This window comes from Pseudomonas sp. GW704-F2 (assembly GCF_059423025.1).
The window spans coordinates 181,048-203,934 of sequence record NZ_JBWKXO010000005.1 but is presented as its reverse complement, the minus strand read 5'-3'; the positions used below and the strand labels follow the sequence as shown (position 1 = coordinate 203,934).

Sequence of the window (22,887 nt, the reverse complement as noted above, 5' to 3'; positions counted from 1 at the left end):
CTGCCGTAAGCCAACTCATGATTAGGAGCGTCACACAATGAAATCGAACAAGACCCTGCTGACCACATTGCTGTCCCTGGGCTTGCTGGCAAGCGCCGGTGCCCAGGCGGCCGGTTGGTGCGAGTCCGGTAAGCCGGTGAAATTCGCTGGCCTGAACTGGGAAAGCGGCATGTTGCTCACTGACATCCTGCAAACCGTTCTGGAAAAGGGCTACGACTGCAAGACCGACAGCCTGCCGGGTAATTCGATCACCATGGAAAACGCCCTGAGCAGCAATGATATTCAAGTGTTTGCCGAAGAGTGGGTCGGCCGCAGCGAGGTGTGGAACAAGGCCGAGAAGGCCGGCAAGGTCGTCGGTGTCGGCGCGCCGATTGTCGGTGCGATCGAAGGCTGGTATGTGCCGCGTTACGTGATCGAAGGCGATGCCAAGCGCAAGCTGGAAGCCAAGGCGCCGGGCCTGAAAAACATCGCCGACCTGGCCAAGTACGCCGCGGTGTTCAAGGACCAGGAAGAGCCGTCCAAAGGCCGCTTCTATAATTGCCCGGCCGGCTGGACCTGCGAGCTGGACAACAGCGCGATGCTCAAGAGCTACGGCCTGGAAAGCAGCTACACCAACTTCCGTCCTGGCACCGGCCCGGCGCTGGATGCGGCGGTGCTGTCGAGCTACAAGCGCGGCGAGCCGATCCTGTTCTACTACTGGTCGCCAACGCCGCTGATGGGCCAGGTCGACCTGGTCAAGCTGGAAGAAAAACCCGGCGTGGATAAGAGCGTGAGCATCAAGGTCGGCCTGTCCAAGACCTTCCACGAACAGGCACCGGAACTGGTGGCCGTGCTGGAAAAGGTCAACCTGCCGATCGACCTGCTGAACCAGAACCTGGGGCGCATGGCCAAGGAGCGAATCGAGTCGCCGAAACTGGCGAAACTGTTCCTCAAGGAACACCCTGAAATCTGGCACGCGTGGGTGAGCGAAGACGCCGCCAAGAAAATCGACGCGGCCTTGTAGGTCATGCGCGCCCGACTACCCTGAGGGGCAGCCGGGCGCCTGGCCACAACCCACTGGATCGAGAGCACGCTATGTTTCCTGAAAGTTTTACGTTTTCCATCGCCGACTGGGTCAACGGTTGGGTGGATTCGCTGGTGACCAACTACGGCGATGTGTTCCGGCACATCTCCGACACCCTGCTATGGGCCATCGTCAACCTCGAGGGCCTGCTGCGCGCCGCGCCCTGGTGGCTGATGCTGGCCATCGTCGGCGCCGTGGCCTGGCACGCCACGCGCAAGGTGGTGACCACCGCGGTGATCGTCGGCCTGTTGTTCCTGGTGGGCGCAGTCGGCCTGTGGGACAAACTGATGCAGACCCTGGCCCTGATGCTGGTCGCTACGCTGATCTCGGTGCTGATCGGCATTCCGCTGGGCATCCTGTCGGCGCGCAGCAATCGCCTGCGTTCGGTGTTGATGCCGCTGCTCGACATCATGCAAACCATGCCCAGCTTCGTGTACCTGATCCCGGTGCTGATGCTGTTCGGCCTGGGCAAGGTGCCGGCGATTTTCGCCACGGTGATCTACGCCGCGCCGCCGCTGATCCGCCTGACCGACCTGGGGATTCGCCAGGTCGACGGCGAAGTCATGGAAGCCATCAACGCCTTCGGCGCCAATCGCTGGCAACAGCTGTTCGGCGTGCAACTGCCGCTGGCGCTGCCGAGCATCATGGCCGGCATCAACCAGACCACCATGATGGCGTTGTCGATGGTGGTGATCGCCTCGATGATCGGCGCCCGCGGCCTGGGCGAAGATGTCCTTGTCGGCATCCAGACCCTCAACGTCGGCCGCGGCCTTGAAGCCGGGCTGGCCATCGTGATTCTCGCCGTGGTCATCGACCGCATCACCCAGGCCTATGGTCGTCCACGGCATGAGGCGAGCAAATGACTACTGTCAGCAAAATCGAAGTAAAAAACGTCTTCAAGATCTTCGGCAACCGCGCCAAGGACGCGCTGGCGCTGATCGGCCAGGGCAAGACCAAGGATCAGGTGCTGGCCGAGACCGGTTGCGTGGTCGGCGTCAACGACCTGTCCTTGAGCATCGGCACCGGCGAGATCTTTGTGATCATGGGCCTGTCGGGTTCGGGGAAATCGACCCTGGTGCGCCACTTCAATCGCCTGATCGACCCCACCAGCGGCGCGATCCTGGTGGACGGCGAAGACATCCTGCAACTGGACATGCAAGCCCTGCGCGAATTCCGTCGACACAAGATCAGCATGGTGTTCCAGAGCTTCGGCCTGCTGCCCCACAAGAACGTGCTCGACAACGTCGCCTATGGCCTGAAAGTGCGCGGCGAAACCAAGCAGGTCTGCACCGAGCGCGCGCTGCACTGGATCGAAACCGTGGACCTCAAAGGTTACGAAAACAAATACCCGCACCAGCTCTCCGGCGGCATGCGCCAGCGGGTCGGCCTGGCCCGCGCCCTCGCGGCAGACACCGACATCATCCTGATGGACGAAGCCTTCAGCGCCCTCGACCCGCTGATCCGCGCCGAGATGCAGGACCAGTTGCTCGAACTGCAAAAGACCCTGCACAAGACCATCGTGTTCATCACCCACGACCTCGACGAGGCGGTGCGTATCGGCAACCGCATCGCGATCCTCAAGGACGGCAAGCTGATCCAGGTCGGCACGCCGCGGGAGATTTTGCATTCGCCGGCGGATGAGTATGTGGATCGGTTCGTTCAGCGGCGGGCGGCGGTGGTCTGATCCGGATTATGGGGTGGGGCTGCTGGCCTCATCGGGAGCAAGCTCCCTCCCACAGGGGGATGCATTCCAAAGGTGGGAGGGGGCTTGCTCCCGATAGGGCCAGTAAAGCTGCACAAGAACTCAAGAAGGTATGAAGATGTCCCAGGCAGCAAAAATCATCATCGCCGACACCCCCCTGCGCTGGCAGGACGTGGTCGCCGTGGCCCGCTTCGGCGCGGTGCTCGAACTCTCGGGCCAGGCTTGGGCGCGCATCGACAATGCCCAGGCCATTGTGCAGCGCATCGTCGCCAGCGGTGAGCGCGCCTACGGCGTGAACACCGGCCTGGGCGCGTTGTGCAATGTGCCGCTGGAGGGCGCGCAACTGAGCCAACTGTCGCGCAACACGCTGTTGAGCCACGCCTGTGGCGTCGGCCCGGTGCTCAGCGACGAACAGACCCGCGCGATCATCTGCGCGGCGATCGTCAACTACAGCCACGGCAAATCCGGCCTGCATCCGCAGGTGGTGCATGCGCTGCTGGCGCTGCTCAACCACGGCATCACGCCGCAGGTGCCGTCCCAGGGTTCGGTGGGTTACCTGACCCATATGGCCCATGTCGGCGTGGCGTTGCTGGGGATTGGCGAGGTGAGCTACCGCGGCCGGATCGTCCCGGCGCAACAGGCCCTGAGCGCAGAAGGCTTGCAGCCGGTGGTGCTCGGCGCCAAGGACGGTCTGTGCCTGGTCAACGGCACGCCGTGCATGACCGGCCTGAGCTGCCTGGCCCTGGCCGACGCCCATCAACTGTTGCAATGGGCCGACGTGATCGGCGCCATGAGTTTCGAGGCCCAGCGCGGCCAGATCGATGCCTTCGACGCCCAAATCATCGCCCTCAAACCGCACCCCGGCATGCAGCAGGTTGGTATCAACCTGCGTGCGTTGCTCGACGGCAGTGAAGTGATCGCCAGCAGCCAGGGCATCCGCACCCAGGACGCGCTGAGCATCCGCTCGATCCCGCAGATCCACGGCGCGGCGCGCGACCAGGTGGAACACGCGACCCGCCAGATCGAAACCGAACTCAACAGCGCCACCGACAACCCGCTGCTGCTCGGCACGCCGCACAGCTATCGCGTGGTGTCCCAGGCCAACCCGCACGGGCAGTCCGTGGCGCTGGCCGCTGATATGCTGGCGATTGCCATGGCCGAGATCGGCTCGGTCGCCGAACGTCGCCTGGACCGCCTGATCAACCCCCACGTCAGCGGCTTGCCGGCGTTTTTGGTGAGCGACCCGGGGGTCAACTCCGGGATGATGATCGTGCAGTACGTCGCCGCTTCCCTGTGCGCGCAGAACCGCCAGTTGGCGCAGCCGGCGGTGCTCGACAATTTCGTCACCTCGGGCCTGCAGGAAGATCACCTGAGCATGGGCACCAACGCCGCGCTCAAGCTGCACCAACTGTTGGCCAACGTTACCCAGATCCTCGCCATCGAGTACCTGCTGGCGGCCCAGGCCTTCGAGTTTCTCAAGGACCAGCGTTTCGGCGCGGGCACCGACCGCGCCTGGCGCTTGTTGCGTGAACAGGTCGCGCCTTACGCGCAAGACCGCTGGCTGGCGCCAGACATCGCGACCGCCGCCGCGTTGCTCAAGCACAGCGCTTTGCTGCAGCAGACTTTTCCCGAATTGCACTGAACAATAATTTCCAAGGAGCATGAATGTGACTGCGCTAACTCTGATTCCGGGCCAACTGAGCCTTGCCCAACTGCGGGCCATCTACCAGCAGCCGGTAACGATCAATCTGGATGACAGCGCCACTGCGCAGATCGACGCCAGTGTGGCCTGCGTGGAGCAGATTCTCGCCGAGAACCGCACCGCCTACGGCATCAACACCGGTTTCGGCCTGCTGGCCTCGACCCGCATCGCCAGCGAAGACCTGGAAAACCTCCAGCGCTCCCTGGTGCTGTCCCACGCCGCCGGCGTCGGCGAGCCGATCAGCGATGCGCTGGTGCGGCTGGTCATGGTGCTCAAGGTCAACAGCCTGAGCCGTGGGTTTTCCGGGATTCGCCGCCAGGTGATCGACGCGCTGATCGCGCTGATCAACGCCGAGGTGTACCCGCACATCCCGCTCAAAGGCTCGGTCGGTGCCTCCGGTGACTTGGCGCCCTTGGCCCATATGTCCCTGGTGCTGCTCGGCGAAGGCAAGGCGCGCTACCAAGGCGAATGGCTGGAGGCGACTGCTGCGCTGAAAATCGCCGGTCTCACCCCGCTGACCCTGGCCGCCAAGGAAGGCCTGGCGCTGCTCAACGGCACCCAGGTGTCCACGGCGTATGCGCTGCGGGGCTTGTTCGAGGGCGAGGATCTGTTCGCCGGTGCCCTGGCGTGCGGCAGCCTCACTGTGGAAGCGGTGTTGGGTTCGCGCTCGCCGTTCGATGCGCGCATTCACGCCGCGCGCGGCCAGCGTGGGCAGATCGATTCGGCGGCGGCTTACCGCGACCTGCTGGGCGAAAGCAGCCAGGTGTCGCAGTCGCACCAGAACTGCGACAAGGTGCAAGACCCTTATTCCCTGCGCTGCCAGCCACAAGTCATGGGCGCCTGCCTGACCCAGTTCCGCCAGGCCGCCGAGGTGCTGGTGATCGAGGCCAACGCGGTGTCGGATAACCCGCTGGTATTCGCCGCCGAAGGCGACGTGATCTCCGGCGGCAACTTCCACGCCGAACCGGTGGCCATGGCCGCCGACAACATGGCGCTGGCCATCGCTGAAATCGGCTCGCTGAGCGAGCGGCGTATTTCGTTGATGATGGACAAGCACATGTCGCAACTGCCGCCGTTCCTGGTGGGCAATGGCGGGGTGAACTCCGGTTTCATGATTGCCCAGGTGACCGCTGCGGCACTCGCCAGCGAAAACAAGGCACTCGCCCATCCCCACAGCGTCGACAGCCTGCCGACCTCGGCCAACCAGGAAGACCATGTGTCGATGGCTCCGGCTGCGGGCAAGCGCTTGTGGGAAATGGCTGAAAACGTTCGCGGCATCCTGGCCGTGGAATGGCTGGCGGCGTGCCAGGGCCTGGACCTGCGCGAAGGCCTGAAGACCTCGCCGAAGCTGGAAAAAGCGCGCGCCACCCTGCGCGGCAAAGTGGCGTTCTACGACAAAGACCGCTTCTTCGCCCCGGACATCATCGCCGCCACTGAACTGCTCGCCAGCCGCTGCCTGAATGAACTGGTGCCGGCCAAGTTGCTGCCGAGCCTTTGAAAAACCCCCCGCCCCTGTAGGAGCGAGCTTGCTCGCGAAGAACCCCCAGGCGCCGCGAGCTATCAGGTAGCACGCGTTATCGTTGAGGTTTTTCGCGAGCAAGCTCGCTCCTACAGGCAACAGCGACCACCTTGGGAGGCATTGATGAAAGTCCTTTGGCAACACTGCCACATCGCAACCATGGCTCAGGGCAATTACTCGATCATCGAGGATGCCGCCCTGGTCACTGCCGGTTCGCTGATCGAGTGGATCGGCCCGCGCAGCGAAGTGCCGGCTGCGGATTACGCCCAGGTGCATGACCTGCACGGCGCGTGGGTCACCCCCGGGCTGATCGACTGTCACACCCACACGGTGTTCGGCGGTAACCGCAGTGGTGAATTCGAGCAACGCCTTCAAGGCGTCAGCTACGCCGACATCGCCGCCCAGGGCGGCGGTATTGCCAGCACCGTGCGCGCCACCCGCGCCGCCAGCGAGGATGAACTGTTCGAAAGCGCCCACAAGCGCCTGCGCAGTTTGCTGCGCGACGGCGTGACCACGGTGGAGATCAAATCCGGCTACGGCCTCGACCTGGCCAGCGAGCGCAAGTTGCTGCGGGTGATTCGGCGCCTCGGCGACGCGCTGCCGGTCAGCGTGCGCGCCACCTGCCTGGCCGCCCATGCGTTGCCGCCGGAGTACAAGGACCGCGCCGACGCCTACATCGATCACATCTGCAGCGAAATGCTCCCGGCCCTGGCCGCGGAAGGGCTGGTGGACGCGGTGGATGCGTTTTGCGAATACCTGGCGTTCTCGCTGGCGCAGGTGGAGCGTGTGTTCAAGGTCGCGCGGCAACTCGGCCTGCCGGTGAAGCTGCACGCCGAGCAACTGTCGTCGCTGCACGGTTCCAGCCTGGCCGCGCGTTACCAGGCGCTGTCGGCGGATCACCTGGAGTTCATGACCGAAGACGACGCCATCGCCATGGCCGCTGCCGGCACCGTCGCGGTGCTGCTGCCGGGCGCATTCTACTTCCTGCGCGAAACTCAACTGCCGCCGATGGAGGCCCTGCGCAAGCACGGGGTGAAGATCGCCATCGCCAGCGACCTCAACCCCGGTACTTCACCGGCCTTGTCGGTGCGCCTGATGCTGAACATGGCCTGCACCCTGTTTCGCATGACCCCGGAAGAGGCCCTGGCCGGCGCCACCCAACATGCCGCCACTGCGCTGGGCATGGGCGATACCCATGGCTCGCTGGAAGTGGGCAAGGTCGCCGACTTTGTCGCCTGGCAGATCGATCGTCCCGCCGACCTGGCCTACTGGCTGGGCGGCGAGCTTGAAAAACGCGTCGTGCGCCACGGCGTCGATGTCACTGTTTAAGGAGTCGCACTGTGGATAAGGTTCTGAACTTCAAACAAGGCCGCGTGCCGCTGCTGATCAGCATGCCCCACGCCGGCCTGCGCCTGACGCCTGCCGTGCAGGCCGGGCTGATCCCCGAGGCGCAAAGCCTGCCGGACACCGATTGGCATATCCCCACGCTGTATGACTTTGCCGAAGAACTCGGCGCCAGCACCCTGGCGGCGGAGTACTCGCGGTTTGTCATCGACCTGAACCGGCCCTCCGACGACACGCCGCTGTACGCCGGCGCCACCACTGGTTTGTACCCGTCGATCCTGTTCGATGGTGTGCCATTGTTCCGCGAAGGCCTGGCGCCATCCAGGGAAGAGCGCGCCACCTACCTCGAGCAGATCTGGATGCCGTATCACCGCACCCTGCAAGACGAACTGGCGCGGCTCAAGGCTGAATTCGGCTACGCACTGTTGTTCGACGCACATTCGATCCGCTCGGTGATCCCGCACCTGTTCGACGGCAAACTGCCGGACTTCAACCTCGGCACCTTCAACAACGCCGCCTGCGATCCTGGGCTGGCCAGCCAACTGGAAGCCATCTGCGCCGCGCATCCGCAGTACACCCATGTGCTCAACGGACGCTTCAAGGGCGGGCATATCACCCGGCATTACGGCAACCCGGCGCAGAACATTCATGCCGTGCAGTTGGAGTTGTGCCAGAGCACGTACATGGAAGAGTTCGAGCCGTTCCGTTATCGCGAGGATCTGGCGGGGCCGACGCGGGGGGTGTTGAAGCAGTTGTTGGACGGTTTCCTGGTGTGGGGGCAGAAGCGTTACTGCTGAAGCAGGTGGTCAGTTGGGCATTCGCCCACGATCTCCTGCAACCGTCATTGAGATGACTAAGGTGCGAGTGCTCATCAAATATGCAGAGTTCAACAATATGCCTATGTATATTTTGACGGCGTTTCCAATCCTTTGAGGCAGTCAATGGCTTACGGGTATCTAGAGAGCTTCATGTATGGTGAGGTGGCAGAGGGCGTAGGCGCATGGCTTGTCGACGCTGAATCAAACGTCGCGCCTACGGCGCTTTCGGATATTGTGAAGGGGTATGTTGATAACCGATCACGCTTCGCATCTTTTATGCTCAAAAGAGATATCGGACGCTACCTGAAAGCAAACCTCACCGCTACGGGCCTGAAAAACGCCGCTCCGTTTGACTATGAGCTTTGTTTTTCCGAGCAATATTTTGGCTGTAGTAATCAGCAGTTTTTGCAGCAGGTCTCTCAGTTACTTGATGTAAATCTCAAGCGCACTAAGTGGCGAAACGTAAAACGTTTTTTGAAATGGCGCTGAGATGCCATGTTGATGATCTTGCTGCTTCTAAGGTCAGACTTCGCCCGCTGCGCGAAGACGGCTTTTTATATGACACACACTTGCAAGCGGCGGGCGTGAACGCTGTGCCGTACCCTGCAAAGGCCTGATCCATCGGCTGCCTGCCTGCGGGCACAGAGCGAGGTGGAGGAGGGCGACCGGCTCTACAACGGCCTATTGGCTTACCTGGGTAGCGAACTGCTGACACAGGTCTAAGTGCTCAAGGACATGCTCATTGCACAATTCGGGTTTATAGTGCCAGACGGCAGAATAAAAGACGTCCCCCCAGGGATGAACCCGACCCCCTACGGAGCGCGCAATGCAGACTTGGTACCCGCAGATCAAACCCTACGCCCGGCACGATCTGGCCGTCGATGACACCCACACCCTGTATGTCGATGAAAGTGGCTCCCCCGAAGGCTTGCCCGTCGTATTCATCCATGGTGGCCCTGGTTCCGGTTGCGACGCCAACAGCCGCTGCTATTTCGATCCGAACCTGTACCACATCGTCACCTTTGACCAGCGGGGCTGCGGGCGTTCCTCTCCCCGCGCCAGCCTGGAAAACAACACCACCTGGGACCTGGTCGCCGACCTCGAGCGCATTCGCGAGCACCTGGGCATCGACAAATGGGTGTTGTTCGGCGGCTCCTGGGGTTCGACCCTGGCGCTGGCCTACGCGCAAACCCATCCCGAGCGCGTGCATGGCCTGATCGTGCGTGGGATTTTCCTGGCCCGGCCCCAGGACATCCGCTGGTTTTACCAGGAAGGCGCCAGCCGCCTGTTCCCGGATTACTGGCAGGATTACCTCGCACCGATCCCCCAGGACGAGCGCCACGACCTGCTCACCGCATACCACAAGCGCCTGACCGGCAACGACCAGATTGCCCAGATGCACGCCGCCAAGGCCTGGTCCACCTGGGAAGGGCGCATGTTGGGCCTGTGCCCGAACCCGCAGTTGATCGAGCGTTTCGCCGAGCCCCAGCGCGCGCTGTCGATTGCCCGCATCGAGTGCCACTACTTCACCAATAATTCCTTCCTGGAACCCGACCAACTGATTCGCGACATGCACAAGATCGCCCATCTGCCTGGCGTAATCATCCACGGCCGCTACGATATGATCTGTCCGCTGGATAACGCTTGGGAGCTGCATCAGGCCTGGCCGAACAGTGAACTGCAGGTGATCCGCGAGGCGGGCCATGCGGCGTCCGAGCCGGGCATCACCGATGCCTTGGTGCGCGCGACCGGCGAGATGGCGCGTCGTCTGCTGGACTTGCCGCCTGAAGAAGCATGAAGGGCCTGTTGCAACGGGTGCGCGGCGCCCGGGTCGAGGTCGCGGGCGAAATCGTGGGGGCGGTCGACCAGGGTTTGCTGGTGCTGGTGGCCGTCGAACCGGGGGATACTGTCGAGAGCGCCGACAAACTGCTGCACAAGCTGCTTAACTATCGGGTGTTCAGCGACGACGATGGCAAGATGAACTTGTCGCTCAAGGATATCGACGGCGGTTTGCTGCTGGTGTCGCAGTTCACCCTGGCGGCGGATACCAAAAGCGGGCTGCGGCCAAGTTTCTCTACCGCCGCGCCGCCGGCCCTGGGGGCGGCACTTTTTGCGCACTTGCTGTTACAAGCGCAACAATTGCATGACAAGGTGGCGTCAGGGCGTTTTGGTGCGGATATGCAGGTTCATTTGGTCAATGATGGCCCTGTGACCTTCCTCCTACAGACATGAATGTATTAAAAACGACGTTAATGCCTAAAAACGCAGGGTTTCGCTACAAATACTTCGTTGTCCCTGATGCGTTGTCTCGCGGGCTACTAGATAATCGCGCGCTACGGGGATCAGCGTTGATTGGTCCATTTTTGACTTAGGTAGAGACTTGTCCGACAGCCTCAGGGGAATCATTTTGCCCCAGGGGAGTCGGAACAATGCTCGCCAACCTGGCATATAGATAGCTGGCCGTTGGTTTTTTGATCTGTTTTCGGCGAGGGTTGCTCGTGATTGTTAGTCCCTGTAATGCACCAAAATTGTCTGCCAAACGGTTACGAAACGCACTGGTGACGGGCTCCGCCCTGTTTTGCCTGTTCGGCGCGGGTCAACTGTGGGCATTCAGTCTGGATGATGTGTCGGCCAAGGCAAAAGAGCTGGCCGGGCAGAAATACGAAGCTCCGCGCAGCAATCTGCCGAACGAATTCCGCGAAATGAAGTTCGCTGACTACCAGAAGATTCGTTTCCGCAACGAAAAAGCCGAGTGGGCCGATCAGAACACCCCGTTCAAGCTGTCCTTCTATCACCAGGGTATGCACTTCGATACACCGGTGAAGATCAACGAAGTCACCGCCGACAGCGTCCAGGAAATCAAATACGACCCGACGCGCTTCGATTTCGGCGACGTCAAATTTGATCCCAAGGCCACTGAGCAGCTGGGTTATGCCGGTTTCCGCGTGCTGTTCCCGATCAACAAGGGCGACAAGCAAGACGAAATCATGACCATGCTCGGCGCCAGCTATTTCCGCGTCGTGGGCAAGGACCAAGTGTATGGCCTGTCCGCCCGTGGCATGGCGATCGATACCGCGCTGCCGTCCGGCGAAGAATTCCCGCGTTTTACCGAGTTCTGGATCGAGCGTCCGAAGCCGGGCGACAAGCATCTGGTGATCTTCGCCCTGCTGGATTCGCCGCGTGCCACCGGCGCCTATCGCCTGATCCTGCGCCCTGGCACCGACACCGTGGTCGACGTCAAGTCCCAGATGTTCCTGCGCGACAAGGTCAGCAAGCTGGGCGTTGCCCCGTTGACCTCGATGTTCCTGTTCGGCGCGAACCAGCCGTCCAAGGTCCTCAACTACCGTCGCGAGCTGCATGATTCCAGCGGTCTGTCGATCCATGCCGGCAATGGCGAGTGGATCTGGCGCCCGCTGAACAACCCTAAACACTTGTCGGTCAGCAACTTCACCGTGGAAAACCCACGTGGTTTCGGCCTGCTGCAACGCGGTCGCAACTTCAGCCACTACGAAGACCTGGACGACAACTACGACAAGCGCCCAAGCGCCTGGATCGAGCCTGAAGGCGACTGGGGCAAGGGTTCCGTCGACCTGGTAGAGATCCCGACCGCCGACGAAACCAACGACAACATCGTTGCCTTCTGGAGCCCGGAAAAACTGCCGGAAGTCGGCCAGCCGCTGGATGTTGCCTACCGTCTGCACTGGACCCTGGACGACGCCGCCTTCCATTCGCCGGACAGCGCCTGGGTCAAGCAGACCCTGCGTTCCACTGGCGACGTGAAGCAATCCAACCTGATCCGTCAGCCGGATGGCAGCGTCGCGTACCTGGTGGACTTCGAAGGCCCGGCCCTGAAGAAACTGCTGCCGGACGCCCCGGTGCGCAGCCAGGTGAGCGTGGGTGACAACGCCGAGCTGGTGGAAAACAGCGTGCGTTACAACGAGCACACCAAAGGCTGGCGCCTGACCCTGCGCATGAAGATCAAGGACCCAAGCAAGCCGACCGAAATGCGCGCGGCCCTGGTCCAGGACATCGTGCAGCCTGAGCCCGAGAAGGTCTCGACCCAAGTGCTCAAGGCTGACAAGGTTTTGGCCAAGCAGCACGAGAAACAAGCCAAGAAAGACGCCAAAGACAAGGAAGCCAAGCAGCCAGAAGCTGCCCCCGCCACACCGGAGCCGATCAAGACCGAGCAAGTCCTGACCGAAACCTGGAGCTATCAGTTGCCTGCCGATGAGTAATTCTCAAGTCCAGCCAGAGACTCTGTCCGAGTACCTGGCGCATCTGCCGATGACCGCAGAGCAGCGCGCCGAACTGGCGGGCTGCACATCCTTCAGCGAACTGCACGAACGTTTGTCGTCCAAGGCGTTCGATGCGCCGGTCGACGCCGCCCAGGCGTCGGTTGGCCGCCGGTTGACCCTCAGCACGGCCGAAGAGCTGGAGGACGCCGAAATGCTGGCGCTCGACGCCAGCGGCCGCGTGTGCCTCAAGGCGACGCCGCCGATCCGTCGGACCAAGGTGGTACCGGAGCCGTGGCGCACCAATATCCTGGTGCGCGGCTGGCGCCGGCTGACCGGCCGCACCAACCCGCCGAAGCCGCCGAAAGACGAGCGCGTGTTGCCGGCGGCGCGCTGGCGCACGGTCGGTTCGATCCGTCGCTACATCCTGCTGGTGCTGATGCTCGGCCAGACCATCGTGGCCGGCTGGTACATGAAAGGCATCATGCCGTACCAGGGCTGGTCGCTGGTCGACTTCGACGAGATCCGCAACCAGACCTTGCTGCAGACCGCGACCCAAGTGCTGCCATACGCCCTGCAAACCAGCATCCTGATCATGTTCGGGATCTTGTTCTGCTGGGTGTCGGCCGGTTTCTGGACCGCGTTGATGGGCTTCCTCGAGCTGCTGACCGGCCACGATAAGTACCGGATCTCCGGTAAAAGTGCCGGCCACGAGCCGATTCCGAAGAATGCGCGCACCGCGCTGGTGATGCCGATCTGCAACGAAGACGTGCCCCGCGTATTCGCTGGCCTGCGCGCGACGTTCGAGTCGGTCGCGGCGACCGGTGACCTGGACCGCTTCGACTTCTTCGTGCTCAGCGACAGTAACGACGCCGACATCTGCATCGCCGAACAGCAAGCCTGGCTCGACGTGTGCCGCGAAGCCGGTGGCTTCGGCAAGATCTTCTATCGCCGCCGTCGCCGTCGCGTCAAACGCAAGAGCGGCAACCTCGACGACTTCTGCCGTCGTTGGGGCGGTGACTACAAGTACATGGTCGTTCTCGACGCCGACAGCGTGATGAGCGGCGAATGCCTGACCAGCCTGGTGCGCCTGATGGAAGCCACGCCGGATGCCGGGATCATCCAGACCGCGCCACGGGCGTCGGGCATGGACACCCTGTATGCGCGCATGCAGCAGTTCGCCACCCGCGTGTACGGCCCGCTGTTTACTGCCGGCCTGCACTTCTGGCAGCTGGGTGAATCCCACTATTGGGGTCACAACGCAATCATCCGCATGAAGCCGTTTATCGAGCACTGCGCCCTCGCGCCGTTGCCGGGTAAAGGCGCGTTCGCCGGTGCGATCCTCTCCCACGACTTCGTCGAAGCCGCGCTGATGCGCCGTGCCGGCTGGGGCGTGTGGATTGCCTACGACCTGCCGGGCAGCTACGAAGAACTGCCGCCGAACCTGCTGGATGAACTCAAGCGCGACCGTCGCTGGTGCCACGGCAACCTGATGAACTTCCGCCTGTTCCTGGTCAAGGGCATGCACCCGGTCCACCGTGCGGTGTTCCTCACCGGCGTGATGTCCTACCTGTCGGCCCCGTTGTGGTTCTTCTTCCTGGTGCTGTCGACGGCGTTGCTGGCGGTGAACACCTTGATGGAGCCGCAGTACTTCATGGCACCGCGCCAGTTGTACCCGCTGTGGCCACAATGGCATCCGGACAAGGCGGTGGCGCTGTTCTCCACTACTATCGTGCTGCTGTTCCTGCCCAAGTTGCTGAGCGTCATCCTGATCTGGGCCAAGGGCGCGAAAGAGTTCGGTGGCAAGTTCAAGGTGACAATGTCGATGCTGCTGGAGATGCTGTTCTCCATGCTGCTGGCGCCGGTGCGGATGATCTTCCACACCCGCTTCGTCCTCGCCGCGTTCCTCGGCTGGGCCGCGACCTGGAATTCGCCGCAGCGTGACGACGACTCCACCCCCTGGGGTGAAGCGGTCAAGCGCCACGGTCCGCAAACCTTGCTCGGCTTCCTCTGGGCGCTGCTGGTGGTGTGGTTGAACCCGAGCTTCCTGTGGTGGCTGGTCCCGATCGTCGGTTCGTTGATGCTGTCGATCCCGGTGTCGGTGATTTCCAGCCGGGTCAAGCTGGGCCTCAAGTCCCGTGACGAGAGCCTGTTCCTGATCCCTGAGGAATACAATCCGCCGCAGGCGCTGCTGTCGACCGAGAAGTACACCCACGAAAACCGCTGGCACGCCCTCAATGACGGGTTCGTGCGTTCGGTGGTCGACCCGCAGCAGAACGCCCTGGCTTGCGCCCTGGCGACCTCGCGTCACCGTGAGGCGGAGCCGATCGAGTACCTGCGTGGCGAGCGCGTGCGCTATGCGTTGAAAGTCGGCCCGGCCGGCCTCAACAACGCCGAACGCCTGGCCCTGCTCAGTGACCCGGTGGCCCTGGCCCGCCTGCACGAGCAGGTCTGGAGCGAAGGGCATGCCGAGTGGCTGGGCGCCTGGCGTCAGTCCTTCAAGTCCGACCCGCACGCGCCATTGCTGCCGTTGCAACCGTTGTCGTCCCAGGCTCAACCGGCCTGATTCAGACGCCCCCGAGGGTTCTCCTCGGGGGCGCTTGAAGCGCTGGTCCTACAGCGTTTCCCGTCTCTTCCTTTGTTCTCTAACTCCTTGTTATTTCGAAACAAAAGTCCCTGGTTCGAGGCGTATTGCCGTGCCTGTGTCTGAGTTAGCATCGCCCCCCGAAATTTGACTCGAGCACAGGGGGATTCATGATCAAAAGGTATTGTTCGGCATTGCTGATGGGCGCTGTCGCATTGATTCACGGTGCTCTGGTGCAGGCCGGCGCGCTGGACGACGCCGTTCGGCGTGGCGTGCTGAAGGTCGGCACCACGCCCACTTACGTGCCGTTCGAGATGACCGATAAACAGGGGCGTATCGTCGGTTTTGAAGTCGACTTGCTGCATGCGATGAGCCGCGCCCTGGGGGTCGAGCTTGAACTGGTGGCGGTGCCGTACACCGAGTTGCTGTCGGGGCTGATGGCGAGGAAGTTCGATCTGATCGGTAGCGGCATGACCGTCACGCAGGAGCGCAACCTCAAGCTGAATTTCAGCGACTCGTTTATCGTGGTCGGCCAAACGGTGTTGCTGCATCCGCGCCTGGCCGGCAAGGTCGCCAGCATTGAAGACCTGGACGAGGCCGGTTACCGCATCGCCACCACCGAAGGCACTACCGCGCAGGCGGCGGCGCAGCGGTTTCTGGGGGCGGCTCGGCTCAGCAGTTTCGCCACGCCGGAGGAAGGGGTGCGCCAGGTGGTGAGCGGTGTAGCCGATGCGTTTATTCATGATGCGCCTTACAACCTGATCGCCATGACCCGGCCGGAAAACCAGGCATTGCTGGCGCTGGAGCAACCCTTCACCTACGAGCCCCTGGCGTTCGGCCTGAAAAAAGGCGATTACGACAGCCTGAACTGGATCAACCATTTCCTCAACCAAGTGGCCCAGGACGGCACCTACGATCGGCTGTACGACAAGTGGTTCAAGGACACCGACTGGATGGCCGAGGTCGACTGAAAGTCATACCTACTTACACATCAATCAATTGCCCTCGCCCGACAATGAAGTGTCTACGTCTGCGCTTTGCCGCAGTGCTGTAGGGCTATTCCGACATACCTCGACAACTATTACCGGTGAAACCTTTGTACCGGGCAGCGAGTGGGTTAGGATCGCACCCCGAAATGGTGCAGCCCTTTTTGCGCGCCGACTTCATAAGAATCGTTCAGGGGACTTGATGATGAAAAAGTATCTTTCGATGCTGCTGCTCGGCGTCACCGCGCTGGTCGCGGCCAATGTGGCTCAGGCCGGGGCCATCGATGATGCGGTCAAGCGCGGCACGCTGAAAGTCGGCATGGACCCGACCTACATGCCGTTCGAAATGACCGACAAGCGTGGTGAAATCATCGGCTTCGAAGTCGACCTCCTCAAGGCCATGGCCAAGTCCATGGGCGTCAAGCTGGAGCTGGTGTCCACCGGCTACGACGGCATCATCCCGGCCTTCCTCACCGGCAAGTTCGATATGATCGGCAGCGGCATGACCCTGACCCAGGAACGCAACCTGCGCCTGAACTTCAGCGAACCGTTCATCGTGGTTGGCCAGACCCTGCTGATTCGCAAGGACCTGGAAGGCACCATCAAGTCCTACAAAGACCTGAACGACGAGAAGTACCGCCTGACCTCCAAGCTCGGCACCACCGGCGAGATGGTCGCCAAGAAGCTGATCTCCAAGGCCAAGTACCACGGCTACGACAACGAACAGGAAGGCGTGCTGGACGTGGTCAACGGCAAGGCCGATGCCTTTGTGTATGACGCACCGTACAACGTGGTCGCCGAGAAGAAAGTCGGTAATGGCAAGCTGGTGTTCCTCGAAGAACCCTTCACCTTTGAACCGCTGGCCTTCGGCCTGAAGAAAGGCGATTACGACAGCATCAACTTCATCAACAACTTCCTGCACCAGATCAAGAACGACGGCACCTACGATCGCATCCATGACAAGTGGTTCAAGAGCTCCGAGTGGCTCAAGGACATGGAATAACGCCGGCTCCTATGGCTCCTGCTTTCTGTAGGAGCGAGCTTGCTCGCGAAGGCCGTCAACGATAACGCGGGCTTACTGAATAAACGCGGTGTCTTTGAGTTTTTCGCGAGCAAGCTCGCTCCTACAAAATGCCTTGACTGAATGGCATTAGGGCAAGCCCGCCCGCCACAAAGGCGGGGCTTACCCGACCCTTTTGGATGTTGAGTAATGAAACAGAAAAAAGCCCAATGGCCCTGGCACCTGCTGACCGTGGTCGTGCTGGTCGGCCTGGCGGGCGCCTTGTACTACGCCACGTCGCTGATGTCCTACGAATGGCGCTGGAACCGCGTACCGCAATATTTCGCCTATCAGGCCGAAACATCGCAGCGCGCGGCGGATATCTCCACCGTTGTCGAGCTGGTGCGCAAAGGCGATGTGGCCGAAGTCACCCTGCGCAACGACGCGGGCACGGAGCAAAAGCTCAGCGTGGCCGACAACAGCCTGAAAGTGGCGCGCGGCGATGACGTGGCGGAAGGCGATGTAGTGGGCGTGACCCGGCAGTGGGCGCTGGGCCCGTTGATGTGGGGCTTGTGGACCACCTTGTGGCTGTCCTTCGTGTCCGGCGTGCTGGGCTTGGCGATTGGCCTGGCGACGGGCCTGTGCCGGCTGTCCAGCAACCCGACCTTGCGCGATCTGTCGACGATCTACGTCGAACTGGTGCGCGGCACGCCGCTGTTGGTGCAGATCTTCATCTTCTATTTCTTTATCGGCACGGTGCTCAACCTGTCCCGGGAGTTTGCCGGGATCGCCGCGCTGTCGCTGTTCACCGGGGCCTATGTGGCGGAAATCGTCCGCGCCGGTGTGCAGTCGATCACCCGTGGCCAGAACGAAGCCGCGCGCTCGCTGGGCTTGAGTGCCAGCCAGTCGATGCGCCATGTGGTGCTGCCGCAGGCGTTCAAGCGCGTGCTGCCGCCCCTGGCCGGGCAATTTATCAGCCTGGTGAAAGACACTTCGCTGGTGTCGGTGATCGCGATCACCGAGCTGCTCAAGAGCGGCCGCGAAGTCATCACCACCTCGTTTTCGCCGTTTGAAATCCTGTTCTGCGTGGCAGGCCTGTACCTGTTGATCAACCTGCCGCTGTCGAAAATGGCCAGTCGGCTTGAGCGGAGGCTCGCGCAAAGTGATTGAAGTCCGCGATCTGGTAAAAGTCTTCGACACCCGTGGCCATGTGGTGCGCGCGGTGGACCACGTCACCACCCAGGTCGCCAAGGGCGAAGTGCTGGTGGTGATCGGCCCGTCCGGCTCCGGCAAGTCGACCTTCCTGCGCTGCCTCAACGGCCTGGAAGAGTTCGATTCGGGGTCGGTGAGCATCGACGGCCTGCAACTGGCCGATCCGAAAACCGACGTGAACGCCTATCGCCGCGAAGTCGGCATGGTGTTCCAGCACTTCAACCTGTTCCCCCACATGACCGTGCTGGAGAACCTGTGCCTGGCGCAGAAAGTCGTGCGCAAGCGCGGCAAAAAAGAGCGTGAAGCCAAGGCCCTGGCGTTGCTGGAAAAGGTCGGCATCGCGCAAAAGGCCAACGAGTTTCCCTCGCGCCTGTCCGGCGGCCAGCAGCAGCGGGTGGCGATAGCCCGCGCGCTGGCGATGGAGCCCAAGGTGATGCTGTTCGACGAGCCCACCTCGGCCCTCGACCCGGAAATGGTCGGCGAAGTGCTCGACGTCATGAAAACCCTGGCCCTGGAAGGCATGACCATGGTCTGCGTCACTCACGAAATGGGCTTCGCCCGTGAAGTGGCGGACCGGGTGTTGTTCTTCGATCACGGCAAGCTGCTCGAAGACGCGTCCCCGGCCGAGTTCTTCGACGCGCCGAAAGACCCGCGAGCCCAGGCCTTCCTGCGCCAGGTGCTGTGAGCCTCAGAGCCTGAACTTGCCGACCAGTGTCTGCAAATCCAGGCTCAACTGGCTTAACTGAGCGCTCGCCGCCGCCGTTTCTTCACTGGCGGTGGCGGTTTGCTCGGACACATCGCGCACCTTCAACACACTGCGATTGATCTCCTCGGCCACCGCGCTTTGTTCCTCGGCGGCGGCGGCAATCTGCGGGTTCATTTCCTGGATGACCGACACCGTGCGCGCAATGGCCGCCAGGGCGTCGCCGGCGTCGCGGGTCAGGCTGACGCTGTTGTCCGTCAGGCTGCGACTGCTGTCCATGATGTCCGCCACCTGCTGGGTGCCGGTATGCAGACGCAAGATCAGTCCTTCAATTTCCTCGGCCGATTCCTGCGTGCGCAGGGCCAGGCTGCGCACTTCATCGGCGACCACCGCGAAACCTTCCCCGGCACTGCCCGCGCGCGCCGCTTCGATGGCGGCGTTCAAGGCCAGCAGGTTGGTCTGCTGGGAGACTGACTTGATCACGTCGAGCACGCTGCCGATCTGTTGGCTCTCCTGCTGCAACGCCAGCATCGCCCGGCTGGACAGTGCCATTTCACTGGCCAGGTGGCCGATCTGCTCCACCGCCTGCGCAACCACTTTGTCGCCGAGGTGGGTCTGTTGGTCGGCTTCGCTCGCCGCTATCGACGCTTGCTCGGCATGCCGGGCGACCTCCTGGGCGGTGGCGAGCATTTCATTCATGGCCGTGGCCACCTGGTCGGTTTCGTCCTTTTGGTTGTTGACCCCGGCGCGGGTTTGCTCGGTGACGGTGGATAGCTGCGTAGCCGCGCTGGCGATTTGCCGGGCGCTGTCGCCGATGCCGCTGATCAGGCCACGCAGGTTGCGGATCATCTGCGCCATGCTCTGCTGCAACTGGCCCAGTTCATCGCGGCGCTCCACGGCGGGGTTTTCGCTTAAGTCGCCCGCGGCAATGCGGTTGGCGACGGCCAAGGCCTCGCGCAACGGCACGGCGATTTGCCGGGCGATCCACCAGGCCGCCAAGGCCCCCAGCAGCAGTGCGGCAAGGGTGACGCTGATCAGCAGGGTTCGGGTGTGCTGCGCTTCCCGGTCGCGTTTGAACGCCTGGCCCTGGCTGACCAGATCGCTTTGCGCCAGCAACTGATTGAGTTGTTGTTCAAAGCGGTTTTGCACGGTCTCGGTGTCGAGTTGTGCCTGCTTGAGCGTGGTCAGCAGCGCACGGTATTGCGCGAGGTCGGTTTTGAGCAGGGTGGCGTCCACGGGCAGGCTGGTGACGGCGACTTGAGCGACGTCCAGGGCGTCGAGGGCCTTGCCCACCGCTTCGGCATAGGCCTGCAACGACTCGGCGGCCCAGGCGGGGCTGCGCGCGCGATCTTCGGCCTGTTCCATGGCCTGGCGCAGATCTTCGATGGCGTCGAGCGCCTGCTGGTCTTGCTGGTCAGGCAGTTCGCTGGACAGTTGCGCGAGGGTGTCGCTGGCTTGCAGGGCGGCTTTTTGCAGCGGCGGCTGGGCGTTTTCCCGCTGTTCGATCAACGGCGGTAATTCCACCAGCACCGCTTTGAAGGCGGCTACCAGGCGTTCGGCTTCCTCGAGACGCTGCAGGTCGATCGGGTCTTTCATGTGTTTTGACAGGTAGTCGAGGTGCTGGTCGATTTTTTCGATCTGCCGCGTCATTTTGCCCAGGCTGGCCGTGTCGGTGAGCGTTCGGTACACGATGCGGTCGGCGCGCATGGCCTCCGCGTCGGCGGCCAGTTGGCCCAGCACCGTCAGGTTGCTGGAGCGGAACAGTGCGGCATTCAAGGCCTGCCAGCCTGTCATGGCGATGATGAAACTGAGGACCAGCACCTGGCCAAAACCCAGGGCGAGTTTGAGTCGGACGCTGGCGTTGACCAGCAAGCGGGTCAGCCGAGGAAACATGATGAACCTCCAAATCTGAAAAAGCGCTGCGCAACAAGGCAAACGCTAAAACGATTTGGGGTGAGGGCGGGCTGATAAGCGTGTAGGAAATTTCACAAGATGCTGAAGTGCGGCGACCCGGATGGGTCGCCGCCCAGCCCGGTCAGATGCGGAAACGTCCGACCAGGGTTTGCAGGTAGATGCCCAGGCGCGCCAGTTCGGCGCTGGAGGCGGCGGTCTCTTCACTGGCCGAGGACGTCTGTTCCGACACATCGCGCACGTTCAGCACGCTGCGGTTGATCTCTTCGGCCACGGCGCTTTGTTGCTCGGCGGCGGTGGCGATCTGCGAGTTCATCGCCTGGATTGTCGATACGGTACGGGTGATGTTCGCCAGGGCGCTGCCGGCGCGGCGCGTCAATTCGACGCTGCTGTCGGTCAGCCCACGGCTGTTGTCCATGATGGTCGCCACTTGCTGGGTGCCCGTTTGCAAGCCGACGATCAGCTCTTCGATCTCTTCCGTGGATTTTTGCGTGCGCTGGGCCAGGCTGCGCACTTCATCGGCCACCACCGCGAAGCCGCGCCCGGCTTCACCGGCACGCGCTGCTTCAATCGCGGCGTTCAGCGCCAGCAGGTTGGTTTGTTGGGCCACCGACTTGATCACGTCGAGCACGCTGCCGATCTTGTCGCTTTCGCGCTTGAGATGGCCCATGGCCTCGGTGGAGTTGCCGACTTCGGTGGCCAGGCGTTCGATCTGGGCGATGGCTTCACCGACCACCTTGTCGCCTTCGCGGGCCTGCTGGTCCGCTGCAACTGCGGCTTCGGACGCTTCCTCGGCGTTGCGCGCAACTTCCTGCACGGTCGCGGCCATTTCATTCATGGCCGTGGCGACTTGGTCGGTCTCGATTTTCTGATTGTTGACCCCGGCGCTGGTCTGCTCGGTGACCGACGACAATTGCTCGGCGGCGCTGGCGATCTGGGTGACGCCGTCGCTGATGCCGCCGATCAATTCGCGCAGGCCTACGGTCATGCTTTGCATGGCGCGTTGCAGTTGGCCCAGTTCGTCCTGGCGCGTGGACGTCAGGTCGTGGCTCAGGTCGCCCGAGGCAACGCGCTCGGCCACCTTGAGGGTCTGATTCAGCGGGATGACGATCTGGCGCGTGATCGCCCAGGCGGCCACCAGGCCAAAGATCAATGCCAGCACGGTGGCCAGCAGGAGCAGGTACTTGGCCTGGGCGGCATCGGTGTCGCGCACAGCGGTCTGGGAAATCGTCAGTTTATCGCTGCGGTTCAGCAGGACATCGCCTTGCGCGCTCATGGTTTTGAGTGCGACGGCGGTGGCCACCTGGGAGTCGCGGAACTGGCTGACGGCGGCGCGATAGGCTTGCAGCGAGACACTGGCCTGCTGCAGGTTGGCCTGGTATTGCTCCTGCAATGAGCCTTGCAGTTCAGTGATCTTCTTCAGCGCGTTGTCGATGGCGTCGAGCGCGGGTTGCTCAGCCTCGACCTTGCCGCTGTAGGTGTAACCGCGGACCTGGAAGCGCGCTTGCTGGATCAGCTTGCTCAGGTCGACCACGCTATTGAACTGGGTGACGCTGTCGCTTTGCAGCAGGGACTTCTCGACTTCAGTCACCTTGAGCACCGCATTGTCGGCGGTATTGCCCAGCTTGCTGCGCGCATCTTCGCGGCTTGCGCCGGCTTGCGCCATATCGCTGAATGCGCGCTTGTATTGCTCCACGGCGGCCAATTGCTCATCGATCAGGGCGATGTCGGCAGGTTGTTCGATCAGCGTGCGGGCGGTCTTCATGCCGCTGTCCAGGCGGTTCAGCAGCTCGCTGACGGCCGCCGTGCCTTGTTCGCCACGGCGCATTTCATAGTCCAGGCGGGCGATACGCAGGTCTTTGGTCAAGACATTGAGGCTGGAGATATACCCCAGTTTGTCGCCGCGGCTGGCCACATCGCCCAGGCCGGTCCAGCCGGTGAAGGTGATCAACAAGGTGAGGAGCAACACCAGGCCAAAGCCTACGCCCAGTTTGTGGTTGACGCTGACATTCCCCAGCTTTTCGGCTAACCAACGATACATGCTGCGAACTCCCGTGGAACAAGGCTTGGACTTATTCGACGGTTATCGGCAGCGCAGCAAGAATCTGTAG

Annotated in this window: 17 protein-coding genes and 2 pseudogenes; 16 read left to right on the top strand and 3 right to left on the bottom strand. The window is 62.3% G+C overall.

What is annotated here, in order from left to right:
- The first annotated feature begins 37 nt into the window (after positions 1–37).
- The 16 genes and pseudogenes from AC07W0_RS06590 (at position 38) to AC07W0_RS06515 (ending at position 18,847) form a co-directional block, all read left to right on the top strand.
- Entirely contained in the window at positions 38–1,003 is a 966-nt protein-coding gene (locus AC07W0_RS06590; protein WP_102617220.1) for an ABC transporter substrate-binding protein, read from the top strand.
- Between the two features lie 71 nt (positions 1,004–1,074).
- Positions 1,075–1,926 (top strand): ABC transporter permease, encoded by an 852-nt coding sequence (locus AC07W0_RS06585; protein ID WP_046384990.1) that lies wholly within the window; start codon positions 1,075–1,077, stop codon positions 1,924–1,926.
- Entirely contained in the window at positions 1,923–2,747 is an 825-nt protein-coding gene (locus tag AC07W0_RS06580) for a quaternary amine ABC transporter ATP-binding protein (protein ID WP_102617219.1), read from the top strand. The genes AC07W0_RS06585 and AC07W0_RS06580 overlap by 4 nt, the downstream gene beginning before the upstream one ends.
- Before the next feature lie 136 nt (positions 2,748–2,883).
- The gene (locus tag AC07W0_RS06575; RefSeq protein WP_102617226.1) at positions 2,884–4,407 is read left to right on the top strand and encodes an HAL/PAL/TAL family ammonia-lyase; all 1,524 of its coding nucleotides are present in this window, start codon (positions 2,884–2,886) and stop codon (positions 4,405–4,407) included.
- A 19-nt stretch (positions 4,408–4,426) separates the two neighbouring features.
- Entirely contained in the window at positions 4,427–5,965 is a 1,539-nt protein-coding gene (gene hutH / locus AC07W0_RS06570) for a histidine ammonia-lyase (RefSeq protein WP_017849903.1), read from the top strand.
- Between the two features lie 144 nt (positions 5,966–6,109).
- Entirely contained in the window at positions 6,110–7,315 is a 1,206-nt protein-coding gene (gene hutI, locus AC07W0_RS06565) for an imidazolonepropionase (protein WP_102617218.1), read from the top strand.
- An 11-nt stretch (positions 7,316–7,326) separates the two neighbouring features.
- Positions 7,327–8,127: an N-formylglutamate deformylase gene (hutG, locus tag AC07W0_RS06560; protein WP_102617217.1), complete on the top strand. Its 801-nt coding sequence runs from the start codon at positions 7,327–7,329 to the stop codon at positions 8,125–8,127.
- Between the two features lie 144 nt (positions 8,128–8,271).
- Positions 8,272–8,637 (top strand): hypothetical protein, encoded by a 366-nt coding sequence (locus AC07W0_RS06555; protein ID WP_046490858.1) that lies wholly within the window; start codon positions 8,272–8,274, stop codon positions 8,635–8,637.
- A 337-nt stretch (positions 8,638–8,974) separates the two neighbouring features.
- Positions 8,975–9,946, top strand: a complete 972-nt coding sequence (gene pip, locus AC07W0_RS06550) for a prolyl aminopeptidase (RefSeq protein ID WP_017849899.1) — start codon at positions 8,975–8,977, stop codon at positions 9,944–9,946.
- Positions 9,943–10,380 carry a D-aminoacyl-tRNA deacylase gene (gene dtd, locus AC07W0_RS06545; RefSeq protein ID WP_046490853.1) on the top strand — a complete coding sequence of 146 codons (438 nt, stop codon included), beginning with the start codon at positions 9,943–9,945 and terminating at the stop codon, positions 10,378–10,380. The genes pip and dtd overlap by 4 nt, the downstream gene beginning before the upstream one ends.
- 323 nt (positions 10,381–10,703) lie before the next feature.
- On the top strand, positions 10,704–12,383 hold the full coding sequence (locus AC07W0_RS06540) for a glucan biosynthesis protein G (protein ID WP_186357264.1): 1,680 nt from the start codon (positions 10,704–10,706) through the stop codon (positions 12,381–12,383).
- Positions 12,376–14,984 (top strand): annotated as a pseudogene (gene mdoH / locus AC07W0_RS06535) (glucans biosynthesis glucosyltransferase MdoH). Before AC07W0_RS06540 ends, mdoH begins: the two are co-directional and overlap by 8 nt.
- Before the next feature lie 150 nt (positions 14,985–15,134).
- Positions 15,135–15,935, top strand: a complete 801-nt coding sequence (locus tag AC07W0_RS06530; RefSeq protein ID WP_046384983.1) for a transporter substrate-binding domain-containing protein — start codon at positions 15,135–15,137, stop codon at positions 15,933–15,935.
- 220 nt (positions 15,936–16,155) lie between these two features.
- Entirely contained in the window at positions 16,156–16,953 is a 798-nt protein-coding gene (locus AC07W0_RS06525) for a transporter substrate-binding domain-containing protein (protein WP_017849894.1), read from the top strand.
- 207 nt (positions 16,954–17,160) lie between these two features.
- On the top strand, positions 17,161–18,120 hold the full coding sequence (locus tag AC07W0_RS06520; RefSeq protein ID WP_017849893.1) for an amino acid ABC transporter permease: 960 nt from the start codon (positions 17,161–17,163) through the stop codon (positions 18,118–18,120).
- Positions 18,113–18,847, top strand: coding sequence for an amino acid ABC transporter ATP-binding protein (locus tag AC07W0_RS06515; RefSeq protein ID WP_017849892.1), 735 nt, complete (start codon positions 18,113–18,115; stop codon positions 18,845–18,847). The genes AC07W0_RS06520 and AC07W0_RS06515 overlap by 8 nt, the downstream gene beginning before the upstream one ends.
- Before the next feature lie 3 nt (positions 18,848–18,850).
- On the opposite strand, the gene AC07W0_RS06510 is transcribed toward AC07W0_RS06515, so the two are convergent.
- The 3 genes and pseudogenes from AC07W0_RS06510 to AC07W0_RS06500 form a co-directional block, all read right to left on the bottom strand.
- Positions 18,851–20,758 (bottom strand): methyl-accepting chemotaxis protein, encoded by a 1,908-nt coding sequence (locus AC07W0_RS06510; protein WP_102617216.1) that lies wholly within the window; start codon positions 20,756–20,758, stop codon positions 18,851–18,853.
- A 142-nt stretch (positions 20,759–20,900) separates the two neighbouring features.
- On the bottom strand, positions 20,901–21,614 hold the full coding sequence (locus tag AC07W0_RS06505) for a methyl-accepting chemotaxis protein (RefSeq protein WP_370737573.1): 714 nt from the start codon (positions 21,612–21,614) through the stop codon (positions 20,901–20,903).
- A 144-nt stretch (positions 21,615–21,758) separates the two neighbouring features.
- Positions 21,759–22,817 (bottom strand): annotated as a pseudogene (locus AC07W0_RS06500) (methyl-accepting chemotaxis protein); the annotation flags it as partial.
- Positions 22,818–22,887: the final 70 nt, after the last annotated feature.